The organism is Flavitalea antarctica (assembly GCF_054461535.1).
Window position 1 is genome coordinate 13,205 of sequence record NZ_JBTLQG010000031.1, and the last position, 16,121, is coordinate 29,325.

Consider the following 16,121-nt stretch of genomic DNA (forward strand, 5'->3'; position numbering starts at 1 on the left):
GCGTCCAGTCACCTTTCCCCTTAACTAAGATTAAAAGATCAATATCTTGTCTTGTTAATTAGAAATGCCTTAAAAAAGAAGCTAATTCCGCGAAGGACTGCTGTGAAAGACAGGACTAATTGTTAGCGGAGAAAACGAAGAAATGGATTGGATGATTACCATCCGTAAAAAAAATAACGATTCCAGGTTCTATGCGATTTTTGCCGCGCGCTTGACTTTGATTTGCAGTCTTTTTCTGATCCGGCTTAAAGATTCAGGTTTTAGGCCTAAATAGCTCGCGATATGGTACAGGGGTACAAGATCAAACAATTCGGGCCGGTTGAGTCTGAGGTTTTCATACCTTTCTTCAGGCGTGGAAGCCAGGTAATTGTATACGGTCTGCTTGTAACCGCTCGCTTTTTTTTCAGCTTCAATCCTGCACAGGGCTTCTAACCTTGGAAAACGCTTATACATTTCCTTTTCAATTTCAACAGGAACAACAGACACGATGCAGTCTGCCGCACACTCCCAGTTAAGCTGGGTTGGAATATTTTGTAGTTTACTTATGTCATCGCTAATACTATCTCCCACCGTGTAAAATTCTGTAGTTATTTCTTCTCCATCTTTCAGGCAAAATTCCCTTACACATCCTTTGTATATATGGTAGCAATTCCTCGCTATTTGTCCTTCCCGGAGCAATAATTGACCTTTCTTCACTTTTATTACATTATTGAACTCAGAAAAAAAGGCTGCCTCTTCCTCGGAAAGTACATGCTGAAAATCTACAGCGTTCACGATTTCATGTATATCATGCTCCTCCCTGACTTTTTTTATACTCATTCCCTGAAGTTTGAATATAAAAATACGTCTATTGTGCAAAAACTGTATCCCGTTTGTAAAAAATTGCCCGGGACTTGATCTTTAGCAATATCGATTAGAAATACACCCGGTACATCAAATTTGGAAACACAGGGGACTGCTTCATATAACCAACGGACCCAGGTTCACCCGGATCATAAAACTCTGTAAGCCTAGCCCTGTTATTGGTGATATTGTCAATATTAAGAAATAGTTCGTGTGTTGTTTTGCGTTTATTGACTTTATAACTAACTGACATGGTTATCTGGTAAACATCGTCGATGTCATTTTGATAGGCCCTTTTGTAATCATAGAACCGGTTGCTTGCGGGGTCCACAGCCAGGTTACCATCTGCCCCCCTGAGTAAAGGGATTATTTTTTTACCACCTCCAAAAAAGGCCCTGCAATTCAATCCAATTGTCTTATTCTGCTTTTCACCAAGTTTTGGAAAGTCTTTCCCAAAAAGCACATTGACAAGATAGTTACCATTAAACCTTGTATTGCGTTCGGCCCCGTCAAGTGCCTTATATGTTGAATTATAAACAGAAGCATTTGCGAGATAGTAGTAATTACTATTAAAAAAACGTTCAACTGTTACTTCAATGCCATAGTTTTCACCAGTTCCTTTGTTCACAAGGTCGAGGTATTGAAATTCAAGCCCCTCATTAATTGTCGCAAAAAGATTTGTATCCGAATTCGCTACCGGCAGATTATACAGTTTCTGATAATAGGTTTCCAATTTTACCATCATATATTTACTGAAACGCTTTTCATAGCCCAGCACGAAATGATGTGCCTTCAACAAATCGAGGTCAGTATTTGGTTCAACAATACTGCCGTCGGGCAATTTTACTTTTGTATAGTAGTGCTGAATACTTTCCATAGCACTGTGCAGGCCATAGCCTCCGTTTATAGAGCTGGTTTTATTAAGATTCCAGTTAACAGCCATCCTCGGCTCTATGGTACTCTTTTTGTTTAGCAGTACATTCACATTGTGCATGCCCACTACAGCAGTAATCTTTTGATTAAGCCTGTATTTCCAGTTTACAAAGTTTCTGACCGTAGTTACGTTTTCGTTAAAATTAACCAGCGTGAATTTTGAGGAAATACTATCCCGGAACATGCTTTGCTTAAAATCATAATTGTGTAAAGCGTATTTGGTGCCAATCTGAATTTTATGCTTTGGACTTATTTTATTGCTGTAAGTAATTTCACCCCTGTATGTTGATTTTGTTAAGCGACCATCAAAGTTTAATGCGTCATTGACAATGGAGTCTTTAATATAAGCACCGCTGTTATTATATATGGTAAACAGAAAGTTTTCAAAAACTTCATCTTTTATTCCTTCACTTGAAAACGCTAATGCAGTATTTATATGGCTTTGCCGATTTAGCGTTAAGGTGTGGTTCATCCCCAGGTTAAGTAAATGAGAACCTTTTTTGTAATCCTCACTTGTTTTGTTAGTTACATACCGGGTGCCCGGGGTTTGCCAGAGTGCCGGTGAAACATCGTTAAACATAAAATTGCTGCTGCCTCCCAGGCCAAAAAAAGAAAACAATCCCATCTTTTTGGTGGGCAATACAACTTTAAAAGCAGCGTCCTGGAAATTTAAAGTCCCATTTAGATCGCTGAACAGGCCAAGCTTGCTTAGTAATGAAACAGTGGAATACCGGTAGTTAACCAAATAAGATCCCTTATACCCTTTTTTGAACGGCCCTTCAAGAGTAAGCTCCGTACCGGTAATGCCAAATCCAAATATTGACTCAAACTTCTCGTTATTTCCCTGGCGCAGCTTTACATCATATACCCCGGAAAGGACGTCGCCGTACTCAGCTGAAAAAGCACCAGTGTAAAAATCAGACGTTGCGAGTAAATTATTATTTAATGCACTGATTGAGCCGCCCACCGCACTCTGATCAGAAAAGTGGTTGGGGTTTGTAATTTGTATGCCTTCAAGGCGCCATTGAACATATTTTGGTGAGTTGCCACGTACGATTATATCATTACTTCCATCCTGCGAATTTGAAACTCCTGCAAAATTTGACAGGATCCTGGAAGGGTCATTAAATCCCCCTGCGTATCGATTGGTTTGTTCGGGGGAAATAGACCGACTACTTACAATTGCCATATCATTTAATGCCTGCGCTTCATTTTTATTGAAGGTTATTACAACATTTTTCAATTGCACAGCGGCCTGCTGCATGTTAAGGCTAAGTACAACTTCTTTGCCCGAATTAACAATCACATTAGTAAGGATTATGGTTTCATACCCGATATATGATATTTGCAAGGTCACTCTTCCCACCGGGACATTGGGCAAACTGAAGCTCCCTTGCCTGTCTGATATTGTGGCTGCACCTTTTTCTAAAATGGTAACAGTTGCCCCTGGCAGCGGCAACTTACTGTCGACATCAATGATATTACCTCTTATCGTCTGCTTAAACTCCTGCCCAAGAATGTTTCCTGGAAAAAATAACAACATCATTATTATTGCGCCTACCCAGTTCATTTAAAAATGTTTAAATTATTAGATAGTGCAAAGCAAGACCTTCAACTAAGAATTAATATTGACGTTGGTTAGGAAATATCGCTAAAAAGAAATTTTGTTGAGCATACACTCAGGGTAATCTCACTCGAATGTCAGGAAGCTTACAAGTGGTTGACAGTTCATAGATATACCATATTCGCAAATGGACAAAGTGCGCACATTCTGCCATTAAAGGAACTTTCATTATCCTTTCAAACTGCCTTATAACTCTGATTTTTATCCCGAAGCTAATGAGTCCGGCCCCAATAAGTCATTGTGAATGCCACGCAGATGACCGACACAGCTGAAGGGCGTAGAAATCGCCTTTTTGGGATGTCAGGAGCTAATGACGGAAGCATTTGGATTGGATCTGAGCGCTATCGTTATGATGGAAAGACCCTCACTCAAGGACTTTAAAAATGCACACGGTCGTTGAATCGCCTGCCGTTTATGGAATTTCACCTTGACAGCGTGCAAGCAGTAATTATCTTCACAACATGATTACCTTTATTGCCTGGATCATACTCTTTATTCTTTGTTGGCCAGTGGCTATTTTGGCTTTGGTACTATATCCTGCTTTCTGGATACTTACAATCCCATTCCGGTTACTTGGTATTGCAGTGGATGGATTTTTTGGTTTACTGAAGGGTATCATCATGCTCCCTGGCAGAATGCTACAGCGGTAGCACCTGGTGAATTTAACTTAGTATCGGTTCGTAAGAGTTAAGTACCTGCCTAACACGCGCTGTTGCCACCACTTTATGGCCTATTTCAAAAGCTGCTCTTGCAATTTAGACACGCTGGCATCTTAAATAATGTTACTGATGGCTGGATAAACTTGCCCTTGCCATTAGGCATTGGCTCCGTGGATGATCTTTAAATACCACTGTGACAGGTGCTATATTTCCAGAATCGAAATATAGGATGTTGTTTCTATGAAAAAGGGTTTCTGGATTGGAATGAACCTGCAGACATTTAATTTCCGGCAGGCTGGCCAATAAAAATGCCAATGATTATTGATTTAATAATTGTTAAATTCGAACCGAAAAATTTAAAAAGTTGCCAGTCACCCTTATTAAATCTGGTTCAACTTGGGGTTCAAGCTTATAGAATCGCAGAAAAGAATATTCAGACCGGAATTATTCAGAACCTTGTGAAAAGAAAGATAGCTGGAAACAGGATATCCCGTCAGCAATCCTCAATACCAGATCATTTTCCCCAAAAATAAAAACTAAACAACATGGCAAAATCAACTTCAATCATCCTCATCCACGGAAACTTCGTGAACAATAAAACCTGGGCAGAATGGAAACGTCGTTATGAGCAAAAAGGCTATACGGTCTATACGCCAGCAAACCCGGGCCATGACGGCGAACCTGCTGAATTAAGAAAACAAGTGCACCCTGACCTTAAGAAAACAGGGTTTATAGAAGTAGTAACTAACATCGCGCAATTAATTGACAGTTTACCGGAAAAACCATTGGTGATCGGGCATTCAATGGCCGGTATGGCTGCAATGAAATTACTGGAATTGGACAAGGTCAGTGCAGCGGTAAGCATAGATGGCGCTCCACCAAAAAATGTCTTTCCGCCAGTTACAACTTTAAAAGCTGTGCTGCCAGCATTTGGTTTTTTTTCTTTAAAACCTTATTTTATGGGCAGCCGTGCATGGTATGACAGGTGCTTTTTTAATACATTGCCTCAAAACGAAAGGGCAATTGCATTCGACAGCATTGCAGTCCCTGAAAGTTATAAAGTAAGCAGGGAATTGGTCTTAAAATCTTATTCCAATATTGACTTCAAGAAAACTCACAGACCAATATTATTTATTGGCGGCGGAAATGACAATATCTTTCCTGCCTCTCTCACAACAACACTGGCCTCGAAATACACAGACAAGAGAAGTACTGTTGACCTCAAGATCTTTGAAGACAAAAGCCATTTTATTTGCGGGGAGCCGGGATGGGAAAAAGTAGCGGACTATATCCTGGATTGGTACGAAAGTCAATATACAGCAACTAATTTGGAGTCTCAAAACTCAAACAATTTACAAAAAGCAATGCGCTCACAGAAAGACTAACGGGTATGTGAATACAGTACACTCAGGATTGACTGACTTTGATTCAATAACACGAGGTTCAAAGGAAATGGAATTACCGAAACGCCTATCAATTCGATCGCATACCATTAGGATTTAAACGCTCCTCACACTTCACAAAAGTGTTTAAAAGCAACACCGGATATTCGGCAAAAGAATTCGGGGTACTGAATTAACACACTCAATTGTGAAACCAGTAATTTTATCGCAAAGACAATTGTCTTTCCCGTAATTGGACTTTTCGTATGGGCAGGAGCTGTTCACAAATCGCTTTTTGAATAATCAAAACTTTACAAGGATCAAATGACATCATCGAATAATTCGGGGTCTGAAGGAAATATTGAAATCATCAGACAGGTTTATTCCGTCATAAATCGAAACGATATCGATTTTGTATTGACCCTGATGGATCACGATATCACCCGTATTGAACCTGCAGGATTTCCGACAGCCGGCACCTACCGGGGTCACACTGATATGCGACAGCACCTGAACAATGGTAGAAGCACCTGGGCAGAAGGAGCATGTGAACCTGTCGATTTTTTTACAGCTGGAAATAAAATAATTGTTGAAGTTCATATCCATGTCCGGCTTAAAAATAATCCGGAATGGATCGACTGCCGAATAGCAGATGGGTTTATAATAAAAGATGGCAGGGTTGAAGAATTCCATTCCTTTCCGGACAACCAAAAGGCTTTTGAATGGGCTGGGATTGGTGAAACTCAAAACAACGAGGGCTCACTTTGAGACAGCCGCTCACAAAAATTGGTTCTTGTATTTGCTTTTTAAATCTGGTATTGTACTTTCTAATCTTGACTGCATCAAATATATTTCTTCCTACTTGCAACTTTTTTGAAAACCACGAAGTAGCGAGCCTGCATAACTACTTTTCATCATGCAGTTCGGCGGATTACGAGAACGATAAAGCCCATACGGACGCTGAATAGCTATCTAATGATTGCAAGTTGCATCTCACCCCAATTTGCTTGCAATGTAATGTTGTCCATTCATTTTTCGCACAAGACACTCAACAAAGGCAGATAGAACTCAATTGTTACAATTATTTAATAGCTAATAAGTCAACTTTTTCAAGAACAGGATCTTTGGCTAGAAGTGATGAAGCATTAGCCATTAATGCAGCTGCTATTGGACCATTAAGGTGTGCCATCCGACCTTCTTCTGTTTCAAATGTATCGAATATGCCAAAAGTTGATGGTCCAATTTGTAAGGCATACCATCTTAAAGTTCCCGGTTCTCCCTGAGCAAGGGGTAGAGCCGATTTTAAAAATTCAAGAACTTCAGTTTCCTTACCTGGTTTAGCTTCCACTCTTGCTAAGATTCCGAATTTTTCCATTATTTAATTTTTAGAATGCGTGTAAAAAAATAACATCCTAGTGAAAGGTAATCTAATCCAATTACATTGTCACATTAAGATCCCGTTCAGTTCTCACGCCGTGTTCTGGGGTTTAGGGCAAGAGTTGAAAAGCATTTTATTTGAAGGCCATGATTAAGAACTGGAAACATAACGGACAACGGCCCGATCTTTCCGTTGTGCTAATTGTCTTTGTATCGCTTCTCATACAAAGGAATATGCTATTGCTCCAGCCCTGCACCTGGCCGCATTAACTATTTGTTTATGGCGCGTACCTCTTAGTATTTTAGTTTAGGGGGATATGAATTATCGAAAAGCAAACTAAAAGAACGATTAATAAAAGATGGTTAGCTGGTGACACCGTGAGAGGGGCCTCGAAGGTTGTCTAAGGACTTCCATTTATGATCAGAGCAAGTGACAGCTAAAAACTACGTATTATGTTATGATGAAGCCAATCACTGATTTAAAGCTGATATTGATGATACAATCCTAACAAAACTAACGTAAAGATTATATGTACGATGAAAATAGAAATCATCCAAATTACTTTATTCACCTGCACCTGATACCTCGAGACAGCAAAATATATGCGCCAAACAACAGCGCCAATTATGCCCATACCTGATCCTAAATATATTGCGCCAGATATCACCGGTTTACACAGATCGAAGTTCCAGATACATCCAGCAATGGCCGCGAACAAAAATCCGACTGTATAATGTGTAATAATCCCGGTCAATAAACTCCCGCGCGTGATAGTGTAATGCCCGGATTGTGTAATGTGTCCGGTGAGCATTGCGCCAAGTATTGCAATCAGATTCCACATCTGCCGGAAAATTCGTAAAATAATAAATACACACAGCGTCATGACCGTGGTGGCAAGACTCCCTCCAAAGAAAGTAAATAGAAGCAGATCCATCATTGAAATATTTTAATATTAATAGCGCCTACCCTGTTTCCATCAAACAATCACACTCCACCCGGGTGTTCCAGTTGAACCTACATGCCCGGTGGGTCAGACAGTGTGTGATAAACACGAGAAATATTTGAACCGTTAATACAAGTCAATAATATGCGAAAACGCAATCATTCATCGTATCCGGCGAAGGAAATTTACTGTAACTGGCGTCACCGACGCAAACCAGGAGCTCCATTTGATTCGGATGCATCTTCAGGCCATAGATTGATTTGAGGCCGGTGTCAGCACGCAGTACATATTAGTTACGATCAATAGTCACTTTTCCAATCGATAAACTTAAAGTCAGAAACGGGGGGCACGACATTTTCGATGCTCGCTGCAACCGGGACTTCATATCCACATACATAATATAGGGACTTGAGTTGGATTATACCTGGCTATAAAACCATGCCAACACATGAGTAGAAAATATTGAAGTCAGCTACAGCCACTAACCTGGTGGCACAGTTTTTATTTGATTTTTATCAACCAAAATAAATGATATGGACAACCCAAACAAGAAAAAAGCAGACGCTAAACGTGTGAGCCAGCAACCTCATGAACAAGCTTATCAAAAACGCAAAAAGGCTGCGACCAAAAAAGCGCCTGCGAGCCGCCAAAAAGCTAAATAGCACATTACTTTAAACGGCCATAAGTTCGTATGGAGAAACGGCTGGCTACTCAGGCTTCAAACGATGAATATTTACAAACCCTGGCACTTCCTTAGCACCTGTACAGCACAGTACCCGAAGTTATTCGCTTCGCAAGTTGTTTACCGGATTTGCCAGGGCTGCGTTTACCGCCTGCACGCTTACAGTAACCAATGCCAGCCCAACAGCTATCATGCCTGCAACAGCATACACCCACCACCCGATGTCTATCCGGTAAGAAAAAGTGGCAAGCCATTGAGTCATAAAATACCAGGCTATGGGAGAAGCAATAGCCAAACCTACAAGCACCAGTTTTACAAAATCTTTGGATAGTAAAATCACCACGCCCTCTACCGAAGCACCCAATACCTTCCTGATGCCTATTTCCTTGCGTCTGCTCTCTGCAGAATAAGTTGCGAGCCCTAACAATCCAAGGCAGGCTACAAAGATGGTTATGCCCGTAAATAACAAGATTAATGTCTTAAGCTTGTCTTCTGCTTTGTACATTTTTGTAAAACTTTCATCAAGAAAGCTATACTCAATTGGGTAGTCAGGGCTGAACTTTGTCCATAAAGTTTTTATCCCTGCAATCGTTTTTTCAAGGTTTGCTCCTTTTATTTTTACAGCGATCTTGGAATAAGCCTGTGGATAAATCTGGAGAACCGCCGGCTCCACCTTTTGATGTAAGCTTTTGAAATGAAAGTCTTTCACAACCCCAATCACGGGTCCTGTTTTTAAGGAGTCAGATTTTCTCCATGTTGGCCATGATAATGTTTTTCCAATTGCAAGTTCCGGGCTGATGCCCAGTCCGAGCTCCCTCACCGCAGTTTCATTAATGATCCAGGCACTTTCATCAGTTTTATTGTTTCTGGAGAAATCCCTTCCTGCAATGAGTATTAAGCCCAACGTTTTTATATAGTCCTCGTCAACCATAAGCTGGGTAGCCCGTACCGGCCCCAACTCCGGTTTTTCTTTTACTGTGATCATGCCATCGCCAAACATGTCACCCGGGAAACCATATCCAACCGAAACATTAACTACATCCGGGTAGGTCAACAATTCATTTTTAAAACTTTCGTAATTCTCGCTCAATGCCTGCCCCTTTATGGGAAAGAACATGATCTGCTCTTTTCTAAACCCAAGGTCTTTGTTGTGTAAATAATTCACCTGCCCTATTACCACGATGGCACTGATTATTAATAGCACTGAAAGTGAAAATTGAATCACTACAAGGCCATGCCTCAACCATGGAGTTCTACCCGATGCCGTATCGACTACTATATTTCCCTTCAATACATTGATCGGCCTGAAAGAAGACAGCACAAGAGCTGGATAAAAGCCAGCTAAGATGCCCACCACCACGGCAACTGTAATAATTAAAAAGGTAATGGCGGGATCTGTCAAAAATGAGAAATCAATATTTTTTTCTGTAAAGTGGTTGAGAGAAGGAAGGAGCATGTAAGTCGCAGCAACAGCCATTATCATACTGAGTAAAGCAAGGAACACTGTTTCACCTATAAACTGGAGCATCAACTGCTTTCTGCCAGCACCGATCGTTTTTCTGATACCCACCTCTTTAGCCCGATGCACTGATTTGGAAGTTGCCAGGTTTACAAAATTGAAACAAGCAATTAATAAAATGAAAATAGAAATGAGCGTAAGCGCATTGACATAAGTGACATTTCCCCGGTCCGAAATATCGTGTTTGAAATCTGAAGAGTGCAGATGGATATCAAGCAACGGTTGGAAGTAGGGTACATTTGAAGGACCATCACCCTTTAACAAAGGCTTGGTATCATCTTGAAACTTTTTCTCCAGTTGCTGCACGCTCGCCTCTTTTTGCAGCATGACATAGGTGTGGAAAGGATACCATTGCCAGCTTTGCATAATGTCGCCTTTGTATCCAGCCTGCGACATAGAAATCATATAATTGACGGGCAGGTGAAATTGCTGATTCGCCTGTATGACTCCTTTGACAGTCAGTACAGACTTATTCATTAAGATTTCCTTGCCAACAGCGTGCTGATCACCGAAAAACAGCCTGGCCATGTCTGTCGATATGACGATTGAATTTGGATCCTCCAGAGCCCGAGCTGGTGAACCATAGCTAAAGCGCAGTGGGAACAGATCAAAAAAATTGGAGTCAGCGATAAACCCACCTTGTTGATATAACTTCTTATTGCCTGCCTCAAATAATACACTTGCATTGATGCCAACAACCCTCACTGTTCTCCCAACCTCGGGATAGTTTTGTTTTAATGTTGTAGCAAAGGCAGGTGGTGCCGAGGCAATAATATTGGTAACATCCGCTTCTGATCGTTGATAAACCCGGTAAATCCTGTCTGAGCCAGGGATAAATTTATCGTACTGCTTTTCATCCCTGACAAAAAGCCCAATCATAATACAGGCGGTCAGCCCGAGTGTTAGTCCGGCAATATTGATGAAAGTAAAACCTTTGTGACGTTTGATATTTCTAAAGCAGCTTGTAATAAATGTGGCAATCATACAATGATTATTAGTGAAGCTAGTCGCCATTAATGTGAAATAATGTGCCAAATCCTAACGAACTGAATTTAAAGCGTTAGCGGGAGAGGAATTTGCGAGGCTGTTCGGATTCGGTCAATGAGCTGTACGGTTCTGCTACAAGTTGTATCGTCCGGATATAGCTATACCTGATTAGAAGAAAATCCTAAGATACCTATACACCGCCCCTATCCGGGTACAGTTATTGACTTACAGCTTCACTTTCGTTTCCATATTTGTCAACGGCAGTTACACGATAAAAGCCAATAGTGCTTTCCTTATCTGTAAAACTTGTACCAATAGTAGAAACGATCTGACTGGCCTTCGATAGCTTAAAGTTTGCCCGGTTACCCCTGTAAACGCGGTAGTAACAAAAATCCTTTTCTGTATTTGCCTTCCAGGAAAGCCTCATTCCGTCAGTGTATGATTTTCCTGTAAACCCTTTTACTTTCCCGGGAACATCTTCATCATAATCTGTCGTGTAAATGGCCAGGACATATGGTTCTAAGCTTTGTCCCTTTGCTTTTCAGGCCTGGAACCAGAGCGATATTATAGAGCAGTAGGTCATTGACGTCAAAAACATACCCCAGGGTGGATAGATTTTTTTGAATAGTGTTTATGTTCAATGTTTAATTTTGAAGATTTACATGGATGATCTTTGTTGTTTTAAATTGCCGCGGTGCATTATCATGTATTGATATCATCCGGAATAAAATTTGGATCAGTTAATATTTATTTCCTGACTGCGGATACTTTCTGCATGCTGATGATTGACAGATGTTACGGCAAACACGCCTTTCTCACCCTTAATTAACATACGGAATTTATCAATTACAGGCTGCGCAACATCCCCGTGATTGGGGGTTTGACCGCTGAATGAACCAAACAGCTGGTTATTCTTATATACATTAAATTGTTTGATACCGGTCTCAAGGTCGATAGGACTTGACCATTCGAGATATGTTTCCTTGTTCAGTGTAATAGTGTGCACGGCGTAGGGTGCAGGTGGAGGTGAATTATCGTTTACGGAACCCGAGGTAATGAATTCTTTCCATTTTTCCGCTGTGGACAGATCAGGAAACCAACAATAATCAGTGATGATGGTGTCGGGTGTAAAGGAAAATATTTCTTTTGATTTCCAGTTTCCCAGCCAGCCGTTATTGACGTTTATCAACTTACATTTATAACCTTCTGCAGGTAATCTCAAAGAAAGCATGGCATCCATATACGGAATATAAAAACTTCTCCCTTGCCTGTTTTCATGACCAGCTTTAGGATCGATAGCTACACTCCATGGAGCCCCGAACTTCCTGTAAACACCGAATGATTTTATGGTTAAAGCTTTAACATAATCAAGACCGTCTACAATGTCAAATTCTCCGGCCACCCATAGAACAGGAACACCGATTACCTTCTTCACCCACTTCGAAGAGGAAATACCTCCCGAACGGTTAATAACTACTAATATTCTTTCCGGGTACTTAAAGAGCATATTTGTACACCAATAGGCACCGCCTGAATGACCATAAAGAGCCCAGGGAACCATCTCGATCTCCGGATGCGATGAAGCGACCGACAACTCCTTCAAAGCCGCCAGGAAAGCCCGTTCCGAACCGCTTTCGGTATCAAACCACTGAGCACAATTTTCATAATTCTCCAATTGAGTGCCCAGCAGCGCCATGTCGAACTTTTTAGCCAGGGCCTGCCATTGTAAATCATTCGCATAATCAAGACCTTTAGAAGAAGCAGCCAGGCCACATCCATGCTGGCGGACAATGACTCCCCTGATTTGTCTGACACCTTCAGGAAGCCAGATACGGTATTTCGCCTTTTTAAATTGATCGTTTGTCCCCGGCAATATCTCAATTTCAAAATATTGTGCTGTTGTGTTGCTGATTGTACAAAAGACAACCATACAGGCTATGTATACGCGAAACAACTTCATAAACACTCCACATTTAATACATCAACATACGAGGACACATCAAGTTGGAGATCCTCGTGCAAGACTCCCGGCTTTTCACAGCCTTTTTCTCCGAAGCGAAATAATTTCATAATAATCAGGGGTGTTTTCTTACAAATAAGACAGTTAATTTAATCGGGCCATGTGCACCGATAACCAGCGACTGCTCGATGTCAGCGGTTTTTGACGGACCGGCGATAAAAACTCCGTAACCGCCTGACAGCTTTCCTATCTTCTGATAGGCTTCATCAAGATCAAATACCAGTTCCTGTTCGTTTAGCACCAGGTATAGATGCTCACAGACAAATGGCAGTAAACGAAGCTTCATGCTATTTTCTTCTACCCAAACAGCACCACTTTCGGTCACGCCAATGCTACCTTTTGTGATAAAAATCTTTACCGAACTCAACTCAGTCGGTTTTAAAGACATACAGTCGCTGACATTATCATTGGGAAGCGTTGGCACGGAATTCACCAATACACCCTTTCCGACAAGGTTTGTATTTACATAACTCCCGAGCTCCACGTCGTTTTCAAAAACCAGCACTTCAGCACCAATTGAAAGCAATTTTTCAATCATTCCAGATAGCAGATCACCCTTATATTTTATGGGGGTGCGGGGCTGATTACTTATTTCAACCTTCTCCAGGTTAATCCTTCTTATGCTATTTAATATCACGTCCCGGCTAGCCATTGGTCTTTTGTTTGGTATACCACTCTCTAAAGCTTTGCGCCGGAGCGTTTGGCATTTCCCGTCCCTTATACCATGGATTTAATTTATTTTCGAAGAGCCCCGGAAAATTGTTCATGATTTTTCTAGCCAGCCGGCCAGCATTGCGATAAAGGCCAGGCGAAGAGAGCACGAACGCCATCGTTTTCATGCTGAGCTTTTTCATGACTCCACTTTCACCCTTTTTGGCTACAACCTGTCGCCAGTGCCACAATTGTTCATGGATATTGATTTTAACCGGGCATACATTGGAGCAAGAACCGCAAAGGGTTGAAGCAAATGGCAGGTCCTTGTTTTTTTTCAGGTCAAAGTTTGGCGCAAGAATAGAACCAATTGGTCCAGCCACCGATGTGTGGTAGCTGTGCCCGCCGCTTCGCCGGTATACAGGACAGGTATTGAAGCAGGCCGCACAACGGATACATTTCAGTGAGCTGCGAAAGTGTGGCCTCGCCAATTGGGCTGTTCTGCCATTGTCAACTATAATAATGTGCATTTCCTGCCCTTCCCGTGGCGTTCTAAAATGACTCGAATAAGTTGTGATGGATTGACCTGTCGCACTCCGGGCCAGAAGCCCCAGAAAAACAGCCAGGTCCTCAGTTTTTGGGATAAGTTTTTCGAGGCCCATCGAAGCGATGTGAAGCGGTGCTGCATGTACACCTAAATCGGCATTTCCCTCATTGGTGCAAATCACAATTTCACCAGTTTCAGCAACTGCAAAGTTCACCCCGGTGATGGCTGCATTGGCACGGAAAAATTTTTTTCGCAATACTACTCTTGCTGCTCTTGTCAGGTATTGTGGGTCGTAATTCCCTTTTTCTGTTTTGATGTGTTGGTGAAAAGTTTCACTGACATCCTGCTTTTTCAAATGAATGGCAGGCAGTACTATGTGAGATGGTGGCTCGTTTCTTAATTGAACGATGTATTCACCAAGGTCGGTATCCACAGTTTCTATCCCCCTTTTTTCCAGGAAATGATTTAGCCCGCATTCTTCGGTTAGCATGGACTTGCTCTTCACAATCTTTTTTGCATTACGGCTACGAAGCAGCGAAGAAACGATTTCATTATGCTCCAATGCGTCCAGCGCCCAATGAATATGAACGCCATTCTTTTTTGCCGCGTTTTCAAATTCAACCAGGTATTTATCCAGGTAGGTCAGCGTGTGCTCCTTTATATTTGAGCCGCGCTCACGCAATCCCTCCCAGTCAAAAACATGTGATGCCGCTTTATCCCTCTTTTCCCGGATGAACCAAAGTGTTTCATCATGCCAGGCAGCCCGTTCCTGGTTTACCTGAAATTGAGCAGCAGCTTTGCTATGGTCCTTTAGCTTAGTGTCCATTGCCTGTTTAAGATTTGAGCAAAGTGAACAATTTTGATAAGACTGTTTTTCCGCCGGAGAATTCCTTCCAGGTGCATGAGGCAGCTCATATCGCCTGCAGCTATATATTCAACTTCACTGGCCTCATGCTCCCTTATTCTATCGCTGCCCATGGCGACAGACACGGCATCCTCGGTGACACAAAATGTGCCACCAAAACCGCAACATTCGTCCCATCGTTTAGCCTTTATCAACTGCAAACCCCTAACATTGTTTAGAAGCGTTTCTGCCTTAGAAAAACCAGGTTCCATTCTCTCTGACATGGATGAAAGATGCAGCATTCTCTGGCCATGGCAACTAACATGCAGCCCAACTTTGTACGGGAAAAAAGAATTGGTTGCGCTAAGTTTTAATACATCGGTGATAAACTCTGTCAGCTCGAAAATCCTGCCTTTTACATTGTCGGTGTCTTCAAAACCTGAACCAGGTGCCAGGTGTTCTTTGATATGAAGAACACAACTACCCGAAGGAGCAACTATATATTCAAAGTCTGCGAAGTTTTCAAAAAAGTTTTTATTGCACCCCCTGGTGTAATGATTGAAGCCTGTGTTTGCCATTGGCTGGCCGCAGCAGGTTTGATTCAAAGGATAATGAACCTGGCACCCCAACTTTTGAAGAAGTTCGAGTGTAGCGATCGCGACATCAGGATAAAATTGGTCGACGTAACAGGGAATAAAAAGGCCAACCTTCAGCATGCTGTTAATTATTTAGTTTTATAAATCCGCCGTCTACTGCATGATCAGAGCCCGTAACAAATCCAGCTTCGTCGCTTGCCAGGTACAGAGCCAGTGCTGCCACTTCCCCGGGTTTGCCCATCCGGCCAATAGGCTGGGAAGCTGATAGCTTTCCAGATATTTCTTCCTCCTTCCCTTGAAAGCTTTTGTTAATGAAGCCGTCGACGAATGGTGTATGCATTCTTGCAGGAAAAATACTTACAGCACGAATGCCGTGCTTTATATCGTCCCGGGCCACCGAAAGGGTCATAGCGTGCAGGGCTACTTTACTCATGGGGGCAAACCTTTGTTCAATCCCGACATGAGCTGCAATGGAAGAGATGTCTATGATATGGACGATTTCGCCGGCCTAAG

The 16,121-nt window shown here is 41.9% G+C and carries 14 protein-coding genes; 3 read left to right on the top strand and 11 right to left on the bottom strand.

Annotation, left to right across the window (positions count from 1 at the left end; translation table 11 throughout):
- Positions 1 to 189: 189 nt before the first annotated feature.
- Both ACX0G7_RS21185 and ACX0G7_RS21190 read right to left on the bottom strand, forming a co-directional pair.
- Positions 190 to 819: a Crp/Fnr family transcriptional regulator gene (locus ACX0G7_RS21185; protein WP_458925521.1), complete on the bottom strand. Its 630-nt coding sequence runs from the start codon at positions 817 to 819 to the stop codon at positions 190 to 192.
- A 94-nt stretch (positions 820 to 913) separates the two neighbouring features.
- Positions 914 to 3,346: a TonB-dependent receptor gene (locus tag ACX0G7_RS21190; RefSeq protein WP_458925522.1), complete on the bottom strand. Its 2,433-nt coding sequence runs from the start codon at positions 3,344 to 3,346 to the stop codon at positions 914 to 916.
- A gap of 1,258 nt (positions 3,347 to 4,604) precedes the next feature.
- Between ACX0G7_RS21190 and ACX0G7_RS21195 the strand changes: the two genes are divergently transcribed.
- Positions 4,605 to 5,444, top strand: coding sequence for an alpha/beta hydrolase (locus tag ACX0G7_RS21195; protein ID WP_458925523.1), 840 nt, complete (start codon positions 4,605 to 4,607; stop codon positions 5,442 to 5,444).
- A gap of 321 nt (positions 5,445 to 5,765) precedes the next feature.
- Positions 5,766 to 6,209, top strand: a complete 444-nt coding sequence (locus ACX0G7_RS21200; protein ID WP_458925524.1) for a nuclear transport factor 2 family protein — start codon at positions 5,766 to 5,768, stop codon at positions 6,207 to 6,209.
- Positions 6,210 to 6,522: 313 nt separating this feature from the next.
- Here ACX0G7_RS21200 and ACX0G7_RS21205 read toward each other — a convergent pair whose 3' ends face one another.
- Together ACX0G7_RS21205 and ACX0G7_RS21210 are read right to left on the bottom strand one after the other, a co-directional pair.
- Entirely contained in the window at positions 6,523 to 6,816 is a 294-nt protein-coding gene (locus ACX0G7_RS21205; RefSeq protein ID WP_458925525.1) for a putative quinol monooxygenase, read from the bottom strand.
- 481 nt (positions 6,817 to 7,297) lie between these two features.
- Positions 7,298 to 7,756, bottom strand: coding sequence for a hypothetical protein (locus ACX0G7_RS21210; RefSeq protein ID WP_458925526.1), 459 nt, complete (start codon positions 7,754 to 7,756; stop codon positions 7,298 to 7,300).
- Positions 7,757 to 8,295: 539 nt separating this feature from the next.
- On the opposite strand from ACX0G7_RS21210, the gene ACX0G7_RS21215 reads away from it, so the two are divergent.
- Entirely contained in the window at positions 8,296 to 8,424 is a 129-nt protein-coding gene (locus tag ACX0G7_RS21215) for a hypothetical protein (RefSeq protein ID WP_458925527.1), read from the top strand.
- 120 nt (positions 8,425 to 8,544) lie between these two features.
- Here ACX0G7_RS21215 and ACX0G7_RS21220 read toward each other — a convergent pair whose 3' ends face one another.
- From ACX0G7_RS21220 to ACX0G7_RS21250, 7 genes are all read right to left on the bottom strand, one after another.
- Positions 8,545 to 10,947: an ABC transporter permease gene (locus tag ACX0G7_RS21220; protein WP_458925528.1), complete on the bottom strand. Its 2,403-nt coding sequence runs from the start codon at positions 10,945 to 10,947 to the stop codon at positions 8,545 to 8,547.
- A 220-nt stretch (positions 10,948 to 11,167) separates the two neighbouring features.
- Positions 11,168 to 11,377 carry a hypothetical protein gene (locus ACX0G7_RS21225; RefSeq protein ID WP_458925529.1) on the bottom strand — a complete coding sequence of 70 codons (210 nt, stop codon included), beginning with the start codon at positions 11,375 to 11,377 and terminating at the stop codon, positions 11,168 to 11,170.
- A gap of 309 nt (positions 11,378 to 11,686) precedes the next feature.
- Positions 11,687 to 12,910 (bottom strand): alpha/beta hydrolase family protein, encoded by a 1,224-nt coding sequence (locus ACX0G7_RS21230; protein ID WP_458925530.1) that lies wholly within the window; start codon positions 12,908 to 12,910, stop codon positions 11,687 to 11,689.
- A 115-nt stretch (positions 12,911 to 13,025) separates the two neighbouring features.
- Positions 13,026 to 13,622, bottom strand: coding sequence for a LutC/YkgG family protein (locus ACX0G7_RS21235; protein WP_458925531.1), 597 nt, complete (start codon positions 13,620 to 13,622; stop codon positions 13,026 to 13,028).
- Positions 13,615 to 14,994 carry a lactate utilization protein B gene (locus ACX0G7_RS21240; protein WP_458925532.1) on the bottom strand — a complete coding sequence of 460 codons (1,380 nt, stop codon included), beginning with the start codon at positions 14,992 to 14,994 and terminating at the stop codon, positions 13,615 to 13,617. Before ACX0G7_RS21240 ends, ACX0G7_RS21235 begins: the two co-directional genes overlap by 8 nt.
- Positions 14,979 to 15,728, bottom strand: coding sequence for a (Fe-S)-binding protein (locus tag ACX0G7_RS21245; protein ID WP_458925533.1), 750 nt, complete (start codon positions 15,726 to 15,728; stop codon positions 14,979 to 14,981). The genes ACX0G7_RS21240 and ACX0G7_RS21245 overlap by 16 nt, the downstream gene beginning before the upstream one ends.
- A 4-nt stretch (positions 15,729 to 15,732) precedes the next feature.
- Positions 15,733 to 16,107, bottom strand: coding sequence for an SDR family NAD(P)-dependent oxidoreductase (locus tag ACX0G7_RS21250; protein ID WP_458925565.1), 375 nt, complete (start codon positions 16,105 to 16,107; stop codon positions 15,733 to 15,735).
- Positions 16,108 to 16,121: the final 14 nt, after the last annotated feature.

Bases quoted from the DNA above. Each gene is read 5' to 3' on its own strand.
- ACX0G7_RS21185 (WP_458925521.1), bottom strand. From the start codon at position 819: ATGAGTATAAAAAAAGTCAGGGAGGAGCATGATATACATGAAATCGTG.
- ACX0G7_RS21190 (WP_458925522.1), bottom strand. From the start codon at position 3,346: ATGAACTGGGTAGGCGCAATAATAATGATGTTGTTATTTTTTCCAGGA.
- ACX0G7_RS21195 (WP_458925523.1), top strand. From the start codon at position 4,605: ATGGCAAAATCAACTTCAATCATCCTCATCCACGGAAACTTCGTGAAC.
- ACX0G7_RS21200 (WP_458925524.1), top strand. From the start codon at position 5,766: ATGACATCATCGAATAATTCGGGGTCTGAAGGAAATATTGAAATCATC.
- ACX0G7_RS21205 (WP_458925525.1), bottom strand. From the start codon at position 6,816: ATGGAAAAATTCGGAATCTTAGCAAGAGTGGAAGCTAAACCAGGTAAG.
- ACX0G7_RS21210 (WP_458925526.1), bottom strand. From the start codon at position 7,756: ATGATGGATCTGCTTCTATTTACTTTCTTTGGAGGGAGTCTTGCCACC.
- ACX0G7_RS21215 (WP_458925527.1), top strand. From the start codon at position 8,296: ATGGACAACCCAAACAAGAAAAAAGCAGACGCTAAACGTGTGAGCCAG.
- ACX0G7_RS21220 (WP_458925528.1), bottom strand. From the start codon at position 10,947: ATGATTGCCACATTTATTACAAGCTGCTTTAGAAATATCAAACGTCAC.
- ACX0G7_RS21225 (WP_458925529.1), bottom strand. From the start codon at position 11,377: ATGAGGCTTTCCTGGAAGGCAAATACAGAAAAGGATTTTTGTTACTAC.
- ACX0G7_RS21230 (WP_458925530.1), bottom strand. From the start codon at position 12,910: ATGAAGTTGTTTCGCGTATACATAGCCTGTATGGTTGTCTTTTGTACA.
- ACX0G7_RS21235 (WP_458925531.1), bottom strand. From the start codon at position 13,622: ATGGCTAGCCGGGACGTGATATTAAATAGCATAAGAAGGATTAACCTG.
- ACX0G7_RS21240 (WP_458925532.1), bottom strand. From the start codon at position 14,994: ATGGACACTAAGCTAAAGGACCATAGCAAAGCTGCTGCTCAATTTCAG.
- ACX0G7_RS21245 (WP_458925533.1), bottom strand. From the start codon at position 15,728: ATGCTGAAGGTTGGCCTTTTTATTCCCTGTTACGTCGACCAATTTTAT.